Genomic DNA, 15274 nt, shown 5'->3' on the forward strand with positions numbered 1-15274 from the left:
CGGCCAGCGCGTCGGTGAGCGCCGTGAACGCCGCCGGGTCCGCCAGGAGCGGCGTGATGTCCTTGAACACCACGCCCGGCTCCGGGTGGTCCGGCACGTCACGTACCCGGCTGAGCAGCAGCGCCGTGGCGTCCGCGGGTCCGGTCATCGGCGCTTCCCCGAGGGACGGCCGCGGCCCCGGCCCCGGGACGACGGCTGAGCGCGCTGGGGACGGGGTCCGACGACGGCGGGGGTGGCGTCCGCCGGTTCCCCCTCGCTCCCGTCCTCGTCCTCGTACGCCCGGTCGACGACGGGGGCCTCCAGTGACTCGCCCTTCGCCGCCGCGGCGGCCCGCTTGGCCAGTACGCGCTTCTTCAGCGCCTTCATCTGCGGCTCGCGCTCCTTGAGGTCGGCGACGAGCGGCGTGGCGATGAAGATCGAGGAGTACGCACCGGCCGCGAGGCCGACGAACAGCGACAGCGAGATGTCGTTGAGCATGCCCGCGCCGAGGACACCGCCGCCGATGAACAGCAGACCGCCCACCGGGAGCAGCGCGACCACCGTGGTGTTGATGGAACGCACCAGCGTGCCGTTGATCGAGCGGTCGGCGATCTCGCTGTAGGTCCAGCGGGTCTGTTTGGTGATGTCCTTCGTCTGTTCCTTGAGGCTGTCGAAGACGACCACCGTGTCGTAGAGCGAGTAACCGAGGATCGTGAGCAGACCGATCACGGTGCCCGGTGTCACCTCGAAGCCGACCAGGGCGTAGACGCCGACCGTGATGGTGATGTCGTGGATGAGCGCCACGAGCGCGGCCAGCGCCATGCGCAGTTCGAAGGCGATCGCCAGATAGATCACGACAAGGACCATGAAGATCGCCAGGCCCTGCCAGGCCTTGTTGGCGACCTGCTCACCCCAACTGGGCCCGACCAGGTCGGCGTTGATCTTCTCCGGGTCGACCTTCAGGTCCTTGGCGAGGTCTTCCTTGATCTGGTCGGACTTGCCGGTGTCGATCCCGGCGACCTGGATGCGCAGTCCGCCGTTGCCGAGCTTCTGGACGATCGCGTCGTGGCCGGAGGCCTCTTCCGCGTACGTCTCGGCCTGGCTCACCGAAATGCTGGTCTTCTCGGTGGTGAAGACGGCGCCGCCCTGGAACTCGATGCCCATGTTCAGGCCGCGCACCGCCAGGCCGACGATGGCCGTGATGGTGATCAGGATCGAGATGCCGTACCAGATCTTGCGCTTGCCGACGAAGTCGTAGCCGATCTCGCCGCGGTGGAGCCGGGCGCCGAGGGTGCCGAGTTTCGACATCTCACGCCTCCTTCGTGTCGACGGGGGCGGACACACGACGGGTGCGGCGCAGCGGCGGCTGGACGCCCAGTCGCTTCGGGTCGAGGCCGGACCAGCTGTGGCCCTCGCCGAAGAACTTCCTGCGGGCCAGGAGCGTCATCAGCGGCTTGGTGAAGGTGAAGACGACGACCACGTCGAGCAGGGTGGTCAGTCCCAGCGTGAAGGCGAAGCCCTGGACCTTGCCGACGGTGACGACGAAGAGCACGGCGGCGGCGAGGAACGACACGAAGTCGGAGACCAGGATGGTGCGCCGGGCGCGCGGCCAGGCGCGCTCGACCGCTGGACGCATCGAACGGCCTTCGCGGATCTCGTCACGGATACGTTCGAAGAACACGATGAACGAGTCCGCCGTGATGCCGATGGCCACGATGGCGCCGCAGACCGCGGGCAGGTTCAGCGCGAAGCCGATGGTCGGGCCGAGCAGCGACATGATCACGTACGTCATGACCGCGGAGACCAGCAGCGAGGCGATGGCGATGAGCGACAGGCCGCGGTAGTAGAGCACCAGGTAGATGATGACCAGGGCCAGGCCGATGGCGCCGGCGATCAGACCGGCCTCCAACTGCTCGCCGCCGAGCGCGGCGGTGACGGTGGTGACGCTCGCCTCGGTGAAGGTGAGCGGCAGCGCGCCGTACGACAGCATGTTGGCGAGGTCCTCGGACTCCTGCTGGTCGAAGCTGCCGGAGATCTCCGCGGTGCCGCCGGTCAGCGCCTGGCTGACGTACGGGTCGGAGACGACCTCACCGTCGAGGACGATGGCGAACTGGTTCTGCGGGGACTGGTTCTGCGCCAGCTTGCCCGTGATGCTCGCGAACTTCTTGCCGCCCTTGCCGGTGAAGTCCATGGTGACTTTCCAGCCCGCGGCACCCTGGGTGTCGAACACGGCCGAGGCCTTGTCGACGTCGGTGCCCTCGACCTCGGCCGGGCCGAGGATGTACTTCTGCCACTGGCCCTGGGAGTTCTGGCCGCAGGCCACGGTCGGGTCCGATGCCTTGACACCGTCACCGGCCTTCGCGCGGGCCGTCTTCTTGGAGCAGTCAAGGGCGGTGTACTCCGCCTGCAGCTTGGCGGTCGCCGGGTCGACGCTCTCGGACGCCGAGGCGGACGGGCTGGCGGACGCCGAAGACTCCCCCGTGGTCTTCGAGGGAGTGGGGTCGGCCTTCAGCGCGTCGGTGACCGCCCGGCCCTGCGAGGTGGCGGAGGAGGTGGGCGACGAGGACGAGGTGGCCTTCTCGCTCTCCTTGCCCGAGTCTGCGGACGGGCTGGCGGAAGAACTCCCGGTGGCGCTCGGCGAGGGGCTGGCCGCCGCGCCGCCGGAGACCTCGGTCGTCAGAACGGGACGGAAGTAGAGCTTGGCGGTGGTACCGACCTGTTCCCGGGCCTGCTTGGAGTTCGTACCCTTGGGAATGTTGACGATGATGTTGCTCGAACCCTGGGTCTGCACCTCCGCTTCGCTGACGCCCAGACCGTTGACACGGCGGTTCATGATGTCGACCGCGGTGTCCATGTTGGTCTTGTTGATCGCGTTCTTCTGACCGGGTTCGTTCTTCGCCTGGAGCGTGATGCTCGTACCGCCGGCGAGGTCGATGCCCAGTCGCGGTGTCGTGTGCCCGGAGGCGAACATGCCGCCGGTGAGCGCCACGATGGCGATCAGGATCAGGGCCAAGGTGCGTCCCGGCCTGCCCTGGGTGCCCTGTCGGCCCTTCTTGGGTGCTGCCACCTTCTCGTTCTCCCTCTTCGTCCGCACGGTCTCTGCGTACCGTCACGGACGGGCGTCAAATGGTGTCGAGGTTCCGCGCGAAACCGCACGTCCAGGGGTCGCGGTGCGCGAGCGGCGCACTCCGCGGTACCCGGTCGTGGCTACTTCGTGTCGGACTCGCCGTCGGACTTCTTCAGCTCTGCGTCATCGGCCTTCTTCGACTCCGCGGCGACGGGCTCGTCCTTCGACTCGTCGGCGAGCTTGTCGGCAGGCTCGTCGGCGGACTCGTCGTCCGCCTTCTTGCCGAGGTCGACGGGCTTGTCGTCGGAAGCGTCGGCGGACTCGTCCGTCTCGGTGAGGGAGGAGGCGTCGTCCGGCACGACCGACTCGTCGGACTTCAGGTCGTGCTCGATGCCGTGGACGATGCGGTTGTACTCTTCGTCGCCGAGAACCGCGCCGATGGCGTTCTTCGCGAAGATGAGGTCGACGCCCGGGCCCGCGTCGAGGAGGACCGTCTCCTCGTTGACCTCCTTCACCGTCGCGTACATGCCACCGATCGTGCGGACGCCGGAGCCCGGCTGCATGTCGTTGCGCATCTGCGAGGCGGCATTCTGCTTCTTCTTCGCCGACCGGGTCATCAGGAACATGGCCCCGATGAGCACGACGAACGGGAGGATGGTCACGAGACTCACGGGACGGAACTTCCTTCATTCGACCGCGATGGTGAGCGGCCTGATGGATGGGGGGTGTGCGCACCGCCGACAGAGGCGGCATCGGCGGAGTCTAGGCGAGTCCGCCGTCAAGGAACAACGCTCAGCATGACACCGGGGTTCCTGACCTCGCCAAGCCCCTCGCCGTCACGCCCCGAACAGGTCCTGTTGTCCGTTTCCACCGGTTGACGCCTGGGGCGGGGTGAGGCCGAGGTGGACCCACGCGGCCGGTGTCGCCACGCGTCCGCGGGGCGTACGGGCCAGCAGTCCCTCGCGTACGAGGAAAGGCTCGGCGACCTCCTCGACGGTCTCCCGCTCCTCCCCCACGGCCACGGCGAGCGTGGAGAGGCCGACGGGTCCGCCGCCGAAGAGTTTGAGCAGGGCTTCGAGGACGCCCCGGTCGAGGCGGTCGAGGCCACGGCTGTCCACTTCGTACACGGCGAGGGCGGCCCTGGCGATGTCCTGGGTGATGATGCCGTCGGCCTTGACCTGGGCGTAGTCGCGGACGCGGCGCAGCAGCCGGTTGGCGATCCGGGGCGTGCCGCGCGAGCGTCCGGCGATCTCGGCGGCCCCCTCCGCGTCGATCTCCAGGTCGAGCAGGTTCGCGGAGCGGTGGATGACGCGCTCCAGCTCGGCGGGCTCGTAGAACTCCATGTGCGCGGTGAAGCCGAAGCGGTCGCGCAGCGGGGGCGGCAGCAGACCCGCGCGCGTGGTGGCGCCGACGAGGGTGAAGGGCGGCAGTTCGAGCGGGATGGCGGTGGCGCCGGGCCCCTTGCCGACGATGACGTCGACACGGAAGTCCTCCATCGCCATGTAGAGCATCTCCTCGGCGGGCCGCGACATGCGGTGGATCTCGTCGAGGAAGAGGACCTCGCCCTCCTGGAGGGAGGAGAGGATCGCCGCGAGGTCGCCCGCGTGCTGGATGGCGGGGCCGCTGGTGATGCGGATCGGGGCTTCCATCTCGGCGGCGATGATCATCGAGAGGGTGGTCTTGCCCAGGCCCGGGGCGCCGGAGAGCAGCACGTGGTCGGCGGTGGCGCCCCGCGCGCGTGCGGCACGCAGGACGAGGTCGAGCTGTTCGCGGACCTTCTCCTGACCGATGAACTCGCCGAGGTCCTTGGGCCGCAGGGCGGCCTCGACGGCCTGCTCCTCACGATCGCCGGCCGCACCGACAAGCCGCTCGGCACCGGCGTCGTCGATCGGTTCGTCCCAGTTCATTCGGTGTGCCTCGCGGTGTAGTGGGTCGGGGTCGGGGTCGTACGGTCATGGGGCCGGCGCTCCCCGAACGGCGGCCGAGCCCCACGAGGGCGCGCCCCATGGGGGCGCGGGGAACTGCGCGCCCAGCCACAACGGACCCGCAGCGTCACAACCACACCTCCCCCGGGGATCAGCGTGCCCGGTTGAGGCTCTGCAGCGCGGCCTTCAACAACGGCCCGACCTGCGGGGCCCCGTCGGAGGCGTCCGCCTGCGGCGCAACCGCGGAGACGGCCTCGTCGGCCTCCCGCGTCGCATACCCCAGCCCGATCAGCGCGGCATGCAACTGCTCGCGCCAGCCGGTGGCGACGGGCCGGCCGATGGCCGGACCCCTGGTGCCGAGAGGCTCGCCGAGTCGGTCCTTGAGCTCCAGGAGCAGCTTCTGGGCGCCCTTCTTGCCGATGCCGGGGACGGCGACGAGGGTCTTCTCGTCACCGGTCGACACCGCCCGGCGCAGCGCGTCGGGGCTGTGCACGGCGAGCATGGCCTGGGCCAGGCGCGGGCCCACCCCGCTCGCGGTCTGCAGCAGCTCGAAGGTCTGGCGTTCGTCGTCGTCCACGAAGCCGTACAGGGTCAGCGAGTCCTCCCGTACGACCAGGGAGGTGGCGAGTCTGGCCTCCTTGCCCATGCGCAGCCCGGAGAGCGTGTTGGGTGCGCACTGCACGGCGATGCCGATGCCGCCCACCTCGACCACCGCGGAGTCGGGGGCGAGGGCGGCGACCTTGCCGCTGACGAAGGCGATCATCGGGTGACCTTCCGGCTGGAGACCTGGGCATGCTGGGCCTGGCGGTGCGCTGCCTGTGCCTGCTGGAGGCGGTTCAAGGCCGGGGCGCGCCAGATGTGACAGATGGCGAGGGCGAGGGCGTCGGCGGCGTCGGCCGGCTTCGGAGGCGCGTCGAGCCGGAGCAGCCGGGTGACCATGGCGCCGACCTGCGCCTTGTCGGCGCGACCGCTGCCGGTGACGGCGGCCTTGACCTCGCTGGGGGTGTGCAGGGCGACGGGGATGCCACGCCGGGCCGCGCAGAGCATCGCGACGGCACTGGCCTGCGCCGTGCCCATCACCGTACGGACGTTGTGCTGGCTGAACACCCGCTCGACGGCGACGAATTCGGGCCGGTGCTCGTCGAGCCACTGCTCGATGCCCTGCTCCACGGCGACGAGTCGCTGCCCCAACTCGGCGTCCGCGGAGGTGCGGACGACACCGACGGCGATCATGGTGAGCGGCCGGCCCGCCATGCCCTCGACGACTCCGACTCCGCACCGGGTCAACCCGGGGTCAACGCCCAGTACCCGCACCCGGCCCCTCCTTCGACTTCCTCGGTCCCACCCGGCCATCGCTGGGAACTTCCCCCAGTTCGTGCAGGTTATCGGGTGCCACCGACAACGCCCGCCGCCGACGCCCGGCAAGGCGGGGGCCGACAGCGCGACGGGCCGACGGAACGTGTCCCGTCGGCCCGTTGAGCCTGTTGCGCCCGTACTGAGTCCGTACCGAGCCCGCTGCGCCCGTACCGCTCGCGGCGGCGTTACGCGTCGACCTTCTCCATGACCTCGTCGCTCACGTCGAAGTTGGCGAAGACGTTCTGCACGTCGTCGCTGTCCTCAAGGGCGTCGATGAGCTTGAAGATCTTCCTCGCGCCGTCCTCGTCCAGCTCGACCTGCATGGTCGGGACGAAGTTGGCGTCGGCGGAGTCGTAGTCGATGCCGGCGGCCTGGAGCGCGGTGCGCACCGCGACCAGGTCGGTGGCCTCGGAGACGACCTCGAAGGACTCACCGAGGTCGTTGACCTCCTCGGCGCCCGCGTCGAGCACGGCGCCCAGGACGTCGTCCTCGGCCAGCTCGCCCTTGGCGACGATGACGACGCCCTTGCGCTTGAACAGGTACGAGACGGAACCCGGGTCGGCCATGTTGCCGCCGTTGCGGGTCATGGCGACGCGTACGTCCGAGGCGGCGCGGTTGCGGTTGTCGGTGAGGCACTCGATGAGCACCGCGACCCCGTTCGGACCGTAGCCCTCGTACATGATCGTCTCGTACTCGGCGCCACCGGCTTCGAGACCACCGCCGCGCTTGATCGCGGAGTCGATGTTCTTGTTCGGGACCGAGGACTTCTTGGCCTTCTGCACGGCGTCATACAGCGTCGGATTGCCGTCCAGGTCCACGCCGCCCATGCGCGCCGCGACCTCGATGTTCTTGATCAGCTTCGCGAAGAGCTTGCCGCGCTTGGCGTCGATCACGGCCTTCTTGTGCTTCGTCGTGGCCCATTTAGAGTGGCCGGACATCTGCCTGTCTCCTTCGCGTAACCCAACCAGTACGAACTCCCCGAGACCGCAAGAGCCTGGGGGGACGCCCAGATCCTACTAGTGCCGGGGCGGACGTCGCCTGCCCCGGGCCCAGGGCCCTAGTGGGCCGCTGTCCGGTTCTCGCGCACCATGTCGACGAAGAGCCCGTGCACGCGGTGGTCGCCGGTCAGTTCCGGGTGGAACGACGTGGCGAGCGCGGTGCCCTGGCGTACGGCGACGATGTGGCCGTCGTGCTCCGCCAGCACCTCGGCCCCGGCCCCCACCGACTCGACCCAGGGGGCCCGGATGAAGAGGCCTTCCACCGCGTCGCCCTCGATGCCCAGCACGTCGACCTTCGCCTCGAAGGACTCGTTCTGCCGTCCGAAGGCGTTGCGGCGCACGATCATGTCGATACCGCCGATGGTCTCCTGGCCCGAGCGCGGGTCAAGGATCTTGTCGGCGAGCATGATCATGCCCGCGCAGGTCCCGTAGACGGGCAGACCGGCCCGTACGCGCGCGCGAAGGGGTTCCATCATGCCGAAGAGGACGGCCAGTTTGGAGATGGTGGTGGACTCGCCGCCGGGGACGACCAGGCCGTCCACCTCGGCGAGTTCCTCGGGGCGCCGTACCGGCCTGGCCACGGCGTCCGCCGCGGCCAGGGCGACGAGGTGCTCCCGTACGTCGCCCTGGAGGGCCAGGACGCCTATGACGGGGGTTGTGCTCATCTGCGGAGTGCCTGCCTTGGTTCTTGGTTGTACGAGTGCCCTGGAGAGGGCGATCACCAGCCGCGGTTCGCGTAGCGCTCGGCCTCGGGGAGGGTGTCGCAGTTGATGCCGACCATGGCCTCGCCCAGGTTGCGGGAGGCGTCCGCGATGATCTTCGGGTCGTCGTAGAAGGTGGTGGCCTTCACGATGGCGGCGGCGCGCTTGGCCGGGTCGCCGGACTTGAAGATGCCGGAGCCGACGAAGACGCCCTCGGCACCGAGCTGACGCATCAGGGCGGCGTCGGCGGGAGTGGCCACGCCACCGGCGGAGAAGAGCACGACCGGGAGCTTGCCGAGCTCGGCGACCTCCTTGACGATCTCGTACGGGGCACGCAGTTCCTTGGCGGCGGCGTACAGCTCGTTGTTGTCGTAGCCGCGCAGCCGGGCGATCTCGTTCTTGATCTGGCGCAGGTGACGGACGGCCTCGACGACGTTGCCGGTGCCGGCCTCGCCCTTGGAGCGGATCATGGCCGCGCCCTCGGCTATCCGGCGCAGGGCCTCGCCCAGGTTCGTGGCACCGCAGACGAAGGGCGTCGTGAAGGCGAACTTGTCGGCGTGGTTGACCTCGTCGGCGGGGGTGAGGACCTCGGACTCGTCGATGTAGTCGACGCCGAGGGACTGCAGGACCTGGGCCTCCACGAAGTGGCCGATGCGCGACTTGGCCATCACCGGGATCGAGACGGCCTCGATGATGCCCTCGATCATGTCCGGGTCGGACATGCGTGCCACGCCGCCGTCCTTGCGGATGTCGGCCGGGACCCGCTCCAGGGCCATGACCGCCACGGCGCCCGCGTCCTCGGCGATCTTCGCCTGCTCGGGGGTGACGACGTCCATGATCACGCCGCCCTTGAGCTGCTCGGCCATGCCGCGCTTCACGCGCGCGGTGCCGGTGGCCGGGGTGTCGGTGGACTGGACGGGGTGGGAGAGCGCGCTGGACACGGGTTGACCTCACTCGGTGAAAGAAGAGTTCTACGAACACCGAGGAAACGCCCGGGGACCAGGCCACAGCAAGGGCCAATGGGGAGACGGTGGATCATTTTCCGCACCCTGGTGGGCGTTTCCCGTGGTCAGGGGCTCAGGAGCATGGACGCCCAGGGGCCATGGGGCCCTGTACGGGACCCCTACGTGGCCACACACGCGCGCGTGGACTACGTTCCCGGGCGGTCCGCCAGGGCCGTCGGGGGCTCGTCGTCCATCTCGAAGGCCAGGGGGAACGGCGCGTGTCCGGCCAGCCGGAACCAGCGCACCTTGCGGTGCCGGCGCAACGCGCGGGCCGCCCGTACGGCGTCGTTGTGGAAGCGCCGGGCCATCGGTACCCGGCGCACCGCCTGGGCGAGTTCGCGGGCCGCGTCCTCGCCGCCCGGGGCCGCCTGGACCGCCTCGACCTGTGCGGTCTCTCCGAAGACGGCTCGCAGCGCCTGGCTGAGGTCGCTCTCGGCGACCTCTCTCTGGTCCTCCTCGGCCTGCCGGGCCGCGTGTGCCGCCTCGTAGAGCACGATCGACGCGGCCGGGTCGAGCACTCCGGCGGTGGCCAGTTCCTGCGCCACCGAGGCGCGCCGCAGGAGTTGCGCGTCGAGCGCGGCGCGGGCGGCGTCGATCCGCGAGTGCAGCCGGTCGAGACGGCCCGCGGTCCAGCTCAGGTAGAGGCCGATCGCCACGAGGGCGACCACGATCCAGATCAGGGTGGAGGTCACGGACGCTCAGGCTACCGGTGGGCTCGCCGCCGGCTGACTCGGCGTCGCCCCCACCGACCCGCAGACGACAACGTTGAGGCCGGCCGGCGGCTCTCAGTCCCGGGCCAGGCCGAAGCGGGCCAGGAGGCCGCCCGGTTCTGTCGGGTCTTCCGCCGCCGCGACCGCCGCGGCGCCGTCCGTGACCGTCTCGTAGACGGACAGGATGTCCGCGCCGACCGTGGACCAGTCGAAGCGGCGCACGTGCGCGCTGCCGCGCTCGTGCAGTTCCGTGCGGCGCGCCGGGTCGCCGAGGAGCCGTACCGCCGCCGTGGCCAGCGCGTCCGCGTCCTCGTTGGCGAACAGTTCGCCGGCCGCGCCCTGGTCGAGGACCTGCGCGAACGCGTCGAGGTCGGAGGCGAGCACGGGCGCGCCCGCCGACATGGCCTCGACCAGGATGATCCCGAAGCTCTCGCCGCCGGTGTTGGGCGCGACGTACAGGTCGACGCTGCGCAGAAGCCGGGCCTTGTCCTCGTCGCTGACCATGCCGAGGAACTCGACGCGCGGCCGCAGCTCTGCCGGCAGCTTCTCGACGGCTTCCTTCTCGTCACCGCGTCCGGCGACCAGGAGCCGGGTCTCCGGCCGCGCGGCGAGGATCTTCGGCAGGGCCTTCATGAGGACCGGCAGGCCCTTGCGGGGCTCGTCGATACGGCCCACGAAGCCGATCGTGCCGCGCTGCCACTCGGGTCTGGGCTCGGCCTTCGCGAAGAAGTCCACGTCGACGCCGTTCGGGATGACCACTGCGTCACCGCCCAGGTGCTCGACGAGCGTGCGCCGCGCGTACTCGCTCACCGCGATCCGCGCGCTGATCTTCTCCAGGGCGGGCTGCAGGATCGGGTACGCGGCGATCATCGCCCGGGATCGCGGGTTCGACGTGTGGAAGGTGGCGACGATCGGCCCCTGCGCCGCCCAGCAGGCCAGCAGGCCGAGGGAGGGTGAGGCCGGCTCGTGGATGTGGATCACGTCGAAGGTGCCGTCGTGCAGCCAGCGGCGCACCCGCGCGGCCGACAGGAACCCGAAGTTGAGGCGCGCGACCGATCCGTTGTACGGCACCGGCACGGCACGGCCCGCCGAGACGACGTACGGCGGGAGGGGCGTCTCGTCGTCGGCGGGCGCGAGGACGGACACGTGGTGACCGAGCGCGATGAGGTGGTCGGCGAGGTCGCGGATGTGGAACTGGACTCCCCCGGGAACGTCCCAGGAGTACGGGCAGACGATGCCGATTCTCACGGCCGCTCCCCGGGCAGCCGGGCCGGTCCTTCGTGCACTCCGCCGGGCGGGGGTTCCCCGCCGGACGCCTTCGCGGTCGTCCCTCTGCGGGGCGTATCCGCCGCCTCGCCCTCGGCCGCCTCTCTGTCCGACGGCTCCGTACGGGGCTCTCCGGCGGCCGGCCCGGGGCGGGGCTCCAGGTCGGCGAGCCACAGGCGTTGCAGCATGTGCCAGTCCTCCGGGTGGTCGGCGATCCCCGAGGCGAAGGCATCGGCCAGCGCCTGCGTCATGACAGACGTCTTCTCGGCCCGGTTGCCTGACTCGGGGACCTCGACGGGCGGATGGATCCGGCCACGCATCACGGGTGAGTCGTCGTACCAGAGCGTCACCGGCAGCAGCAGCGCGCCGGTCTGCTGGGCGAGCAGCGCAGGGCCCGCGGGCATCCGGGTCGCGTCCCCGAAGAAGCTGACCTCGACTCCGGAGGCGGACAGGTCGCGCTCGGCGACCAGGCAGACCAGGCCGCCGTCGCGCAGCCGCCGGGCCAGCGTGCCGAACGCGGTGCCGCCGCTGTGCGGAAGCACCTCCATGCCGAGGCCTTCGCGGTACGACACGAACCGGTCGTACAGCTTCTCGGGCTTGAGCCGCTCGGCGACCGTCGTGAACGGCGTCCCGAGCCTCGTGGTGACCCAGGCGCCCGCGAGGTCCCAGTTGCCCAGGTGCGGCAGCGCGAGGATGACGCCCCGGTCCGACGCGAGCGCCTCGGTCAGATGGTGGAGGTCCTTCGGCTCGAAACCGTTCCTGATGCGCTCCTCGCTCCAGGCAGGCAGCCGGAACGACTCCATCCAGTAGCGCAGGTACGAGCGCATGCCCGCCCGGGAGAGCTCCGCGAGCCGCTCCGGGGACGCGCCCGGCAGCACGCGCGCGTAGTTCGACTCAAGGCGCCGTACGCCCTTGCCGCGCCGCTTCCAGGCGATGTCCGCGATGGTCCGGCCCAGGCGTACGGCCACGGGCTCGGGGAGCTTCTTGACGGCTCCCCAGCCCGCGGCGTACGCACCGTATGTCAGCTGGTCCCGCAGACCGCTCACGAGGAGGCCTCGCTGCTGTGCGAGGTGTTCTCCGACGAGTTGCTCTCCGGTGACGTGCTCCGCGGTGAGGTGCTCCGCGGTGAGGTGCCGGTGTCGGCCGCCGCGTCGGCCTCGGCCGCCTCCCGGCGGACCGTGACGACGCGTTGGACCAGCGTGACGACGCTGCCCACGGCGACGATCCACAGCGCGATGGGCAGCAGCACCTGGATGCCGGGCACGCCGAAGGTCTCGTGGAAGCCCGCGAGACCGGCCGCGACCAGCGAGATCACCAGGCGTTCGGCGCGCTCGACGAGGCCGTTGACGGCGACGGGCAGCCCGATCGACTCGCCCCTGGCCTTGGTGTACGACACGACCTGGCCACTGGCCAGGCAGAAGATCGAGACGGCACACAGGACGTTGTTGTCACCGTCGCCCGCGTACCAGAGGGCGAAACCGCCGAAGATCGCGCTGTCGGCGACCCGGTCGAGCGTCGAATCGAGGAAGGCGCCCCAGCGGCTGGAGCGGCCCAGCTGGCGCGCCATATTGCCGTCGACCATGTCCGAGAACACGAACAGCGTGATGACGATCGTGCCCCAGAAGAGCTCTCCCCGGGGGAAGAAGACCAGCGCGCCCGCCATCACTCCGGCCGTGCCCAGGATGGTGACCGTGTCGGGGCTCACCCCCCGGCGGATCAGAAACGCGGCGAACGGTGTGAGGACACGCGTGAAGAATGCACGCGCGTACTTGTTCAGCATGGCCTTCCCGACGGTCGGTGTGGCCGCGCGGCCCCTGCTGGCCACCGGCTGGCCCATCGTAGTCACGCGTGCGCGTGTGCGACGGTCGGGCACCCGCGCCCCGGGTCACGTCCTGGTGACATCCGGGAGACGGCGGACGGCACGATCGTGTCCGCCGTATGGACGCACCGTGACACCAGTGCAAAGCTCGAAGACACCGCGGGCGTCATCGGAGCCGCCCTCCGCGGATCCGCATGCCCGCGCCCACAGTGACCTCACCGTGCACGGGAGGCAAGTCCATGGGCGACAAGGCGAACGCACATCCCGGAGCCGCCGGCAGGGCTACGGCGGCCGACCACCCCGCGTCCGTACGGAATGTGGTGCTGGTCGGCCACAGCGGATCGGGCAAGACGACTCTGGTGGAGGCTCTCGCGCTGACGGCGGGAGCGGTGAACAGGGCGGGCCGTGTGGAGGACGGCGGCACCGTCTCCGACTACGACGAGATCGAGCACCGGCAGCAGCGCTCGGTGCAGCTCTCCCTCGTACCGGTCGACTGGGACGGGTACAAGATCAATGTGCTGGACACTCCCGGATACGCCGATTTCGTCGGCGAGTTGAGGGCCGGTCTGCGAGCGGCGGACGCGGCCCTCTTCGTCGTCTCGGCCTCGGACGGCGTGGACGGCTCGACCCGCATGGTCTGGGAGGAGTGCGCGGCGGTCGGCATGCCGCGGGCCATCGTGGTGACGCACCTGGAGTCGGCCCGCGCCGACTTCGACGACATGACACGGATCTGCGCGGAGGCCTTCGGCGCGGACGACCCCGACGCCGTGCTGCCCCTGTACCTGCCGCTGCACGGCCCTGAGGGGCCCGACGGGCACGCGCCGGTGACGGGACTGATCGGGCTCCTCTCGCAGCAACTGTTCGACTACTCCTCCGGGGAGCGCAAGGAGTCCGAGCCGGGTCCCGAGCAGCTGCCGCTCATCGAGGCGGCCCGCAACCGGCTGATCGAGGGGATCATCTCGGAGAGCGAGGACGAGACCCTCATGGACCGCTATCTCGGCGGCGAGGAGATCGATTTCCGGACACTCGTGCAGGACCTGGAGCGGGCCGTCGCGCGCGGGGCCTTCCACCCGGTGCTGGCCGCCGCGCCCGCCGCGGAGGGCGCCCGGCAGGGGCTGGGGACGGTGGAGCTCCTCGAACTGATCACGGGCGGCTTCCCGACCCCGCTGGAGCGCGAGGCCCCGGCGGTCACCACCCCGGACGGCCGGACCCGCCGGGTCAAGGCCTGCGACCCGGACGGGCCGCTGGTCGCCGAAGTCGTGAAGACCGCCTCCGACCCGTACGTGGGCCGCGTCTCGATGGTGCGGGTGTTCTCCGGGACGCTGCGCCCCGACGAGACGGTGCACGTCTCCGGGCACGGGCTCACCGACCGCGGCCACGAGGACCGTGCGCTCCACGAGGCGGACGAACGCGTCGGCGCCCTGTCGGCGCCCTTCGGCAAGCAGCAGCGGATCCTCACGCACGCCATCGCGGGCGATCTGGCCTGTGTGGCCAAACTGCACCGCGCCGAGACCGGCGACACGCTCTCGGCCAAGGACGACCCGCTCCTCATGGAGCCGTGGGAGATGCCCGACCCGCTGCTGCCGCTCGCCATCCAGGCACACAGCAAGGCCGACGAGGACAAGCTCTCGCAGGGCCTGAACCGGCTGGTCGCCGAGGACCCGACGATGCGCCTGGAACAGAACCAGAGCACCCACCAGGTCGTCCTGTGGTGCCTGGGCGAGGCCCACGCGGACGTCGCGCTTGAGCGGCTGCGCAGCCGGTACGGCGTCCAGGTCGACGTCGTACCGCACAAGGTGTCCCTGCGCGAGACGTTCGCCGCCAGGTCGGCCGGGCGCGGCCGTCATGTGAAGCAGTCCGGAGGACACGGTCAGTACGCGATCTGCGAGATCGAGGTGGAACCGCTGCCCGGCGGCTCCGGCATCGAGTTCGTCGACAAGGTGGTGGGCGGCGCCGTACCCCGGCAGTTCATCCCGTCCGTCGAGAAGGGGGTGCGCACCCAGGCCGCCCGAGGGGTGGCCGCGGGCTACCCGCTCATCGACGTGCGGATCACGCTGCTCGACGGCAAGGCGCACTCCGTGGACTCCTCGGACGCGGCGTTCCAGACCGCCGGCGCGCTCGCCCTGCGGGACGCCGCGACCGACGCGCGGATCCATCTCCTGGAACCGGTCGCCGAGGTGACGGTCCTGGTGGGCGACGAGTACGTGGGCGCCGTGATGAGCGACCTGTCGGGCCGGCGCGGGCGGGTCGTCGGCACCGAGCAGTCGGCCGGCGACCGGACCCTCATACGGGCCGAGGTGCCCGAGATCGAGATCGGGCGGTACGCGGTCGATCTGCGCTCCCTCTCGCACGGCACCGCGCGTTTCGACCGTGGCTACGCCCGCCACGAGCCGATGCCACCGCAGTTGACCGACAGAATCCGCGAACAGGCTCAGGGATATCCCTGAGC

General features: G+C 70.5%; 14 protein-coding genes and 1 pseudogene. 1 reads left to right on the forward strand and 14 read right to left on the reverse strand.

Annotation, left to right across the window (positions count from 1 at the left end; genetic code table 11):
- The 14 genes and pseudogenes from AOK01_RS45865 to pgsA all read right to left on the reverse strand — a co-directional run.
- Positions 1-148 (reverse strand): annotated as a pseudogene (locus tag AOK01_RS45865) (adenine phosphoribosyltransferase); the annotation flags it as partial.
- On the reverse strand, positions 145-1287 hold the full coding sequence (gene secF, locus AOK01_RS38170) for a protein translocase subunit SecF (protein WP_055519946.1): 1143 nt from the start codon (positions 1285-1287) through the stop codon (positions 145-147). The pseudogene AOK01_RS45865 and the gene secF, both read right to left, overlap by 4 nt.
- Position 1288: 1 nt before the next feature.
- Positions 1289-3046: a protein translocase subunit SecD gene (gene secD, locus AOK01_RS38175; protein WP_055519972.1), complete on the reverse strand. Its 1758-nt coding sequence runs from the start codon at positions 3044-3046 to the stop codon at positions 1289-1291.
- Positions 3047-3186: 140 nt separating this feature from the next.
- Positions 3187-3717, reverse strand: coding sequence for a preprotein translocase subunit YajC (gene yajC, locus AOK01_RS38180; RefSeq protein ID WP_055519948.1), 531 nt, complete (start codon positions 3715-3717; stop codon positions 3187-3189).
- A gap of 165 nt (positions 3718-3882) precedes the next feature.
- Positions 3883-4953 carry a Holliday junction branch migration DNA helicase RuvB gene (gene ruvB, locus AOK01_RS38185; RefSeq protein WP_055519951.1) on the reverse strand — a complete coding sequence of 357 codons (1071 nt, stop codon included), beginning with the start codon at positions 4951-4953 and terminating at the stop codon, positions 3883-3885.
- A gap of 169 nt (positions 4954-5122) precedes the next feature.
- On the reverse strand, positions 5123-5734 hold the full coding sequence (gene ruvA / locus AOK01_RS38190) for a Holliday junction branch migration protein RuvA (RefSeq protein WP_055519953.1): 612 nt from the start codon (positions 5732-5734) through the stop codon (positions 5123-5125).
- On the reverse strand, positions 5731-6285 hold the full coding sequence (ruvC, locus tag AOK01_RS38195; protein ID WP_055519955.1) for a crossover junction endodeoxyribonuclease RuvC: 555 nt from the start codon (positions 6283-6285) through the stop codon (positions 5731-5733). The genes ruvA and ruvC overlap by 4 nt, the downstream gene beginning before the upstream one ends.
- A gap of 227 nt (positions 6286-6512) precedes the next feature.
- Positions 6513-7265, reverse strand: coding sequence for a YebC/PmpR family DNA-binding transcriptional regulator (locus AOK01_RS38200; RefSeq protein WP_055519958.1), 753 nt, complete (start codon positions 7263-7265; stop codon positions 6513-6515).
- Positions 7266-7384: 119 nt separating this feature from the next.
- Positions 7385-7990 (reverse strand): pyridoxal 5'-phosphate synthase glutaminase subunit PdxT, encoded by a 606-nt coding sequence (gene pdxT, locus AOK01_RS38205; RefSeq protein WP_055519960.1) that lies wholly within the window; start codon positions 7988-7990, stop codon positions 7385-7387.
- Positions 7991-8043: 53 nt separating this feature from the next.
- Positions 8044-8892 carry a pyridoxal 5'-phosphate synthase lyase subunit PdxS gene (pdxS, locus tag AOK01_RS38210; RefSeq protein WP_245702592.1) on the reverse strand — a complete coding sequence of 283 codons (849 nt, stop codon included), beginning with the start codon at positions 8890-8892 and terminating at the stop codon, positions 8044-8046.
- Between the two features lie 284 nt (positions 8893-9176).
- Positions 9177-9722, reverse strand: a complete 546-nt coding sequence (locus AOK01_RS38215; RefSeq protein ID WP_055519964.1) for a LemA family protein — start codon at positions 9720-9722, stop codon at positions 9177-9179.
- A 93-nt stretch (positions 9723-9815) separates the two neighbouring features.
- Positions 9816-10988: a glycosyltransferase family 4 protein gene (locus AOK01_RS38220; protein ID WP_055519966.1), complete on the reverse strand. Its 1173-nt coding sequence runs from the start codon at positions 10986-10988 to the stop codon at positions 9816-9818.
- A complete protein-coding gene (locus tag AOK01_RS38225) occupies positions 10985-12052 on the reverse strand; it encodes a phosphatidylinositol mannoside acyltransferase (protein ID WP_079104085.1) in 1068 nt (355 codons plus the stop codon). The genes AOK01_RS38220 and AOK01_RS38225 overlap by 4 nt, the downstream gene beginning before the upstream one ends.
- A complete protein-coding gene (pgsA, locus tag AOK01_RS38230) occupies positions 12049-12843 on the reverse strand; it encodes a phosphatidylinositol phosphate synthase (protein WP_055519968.1) in 795 nt (264 codons plus the stop codon). Before pgsA ends, AOK01_RS38225 begins: the two co-directional genes overlap by 4 nt.
- A gap of 221 nt (positions 12844-13064) precedes the next feature.
- Between pgsA and AOK01_RS38235 the strand changes: the two genes are divergently transcribed.
- Positions 13065-15272, forward strand: coding sequence for an elongation factor G-like protein EF-G2 (locus tag AOK01_RS38235; RefSeq protein ID WP_055519970.1), 2208 nt, complete (start codon positions 13065-13067; stop codon positions 15270-15272).
- The last annotated feature ends 2 nt before the right edge of the window (positions 15273-15274 follow it).

It is taken from the genome of Streptomyces aurantiacus (assembly GCF_001418335.1).
Taxonomy (GTDB): Bacteria; Actinomycetota; Actinomycetes; order Streptomycetales; family Streptomycetaceae; genus Streptomyces; species Streptomyces aurantiacus.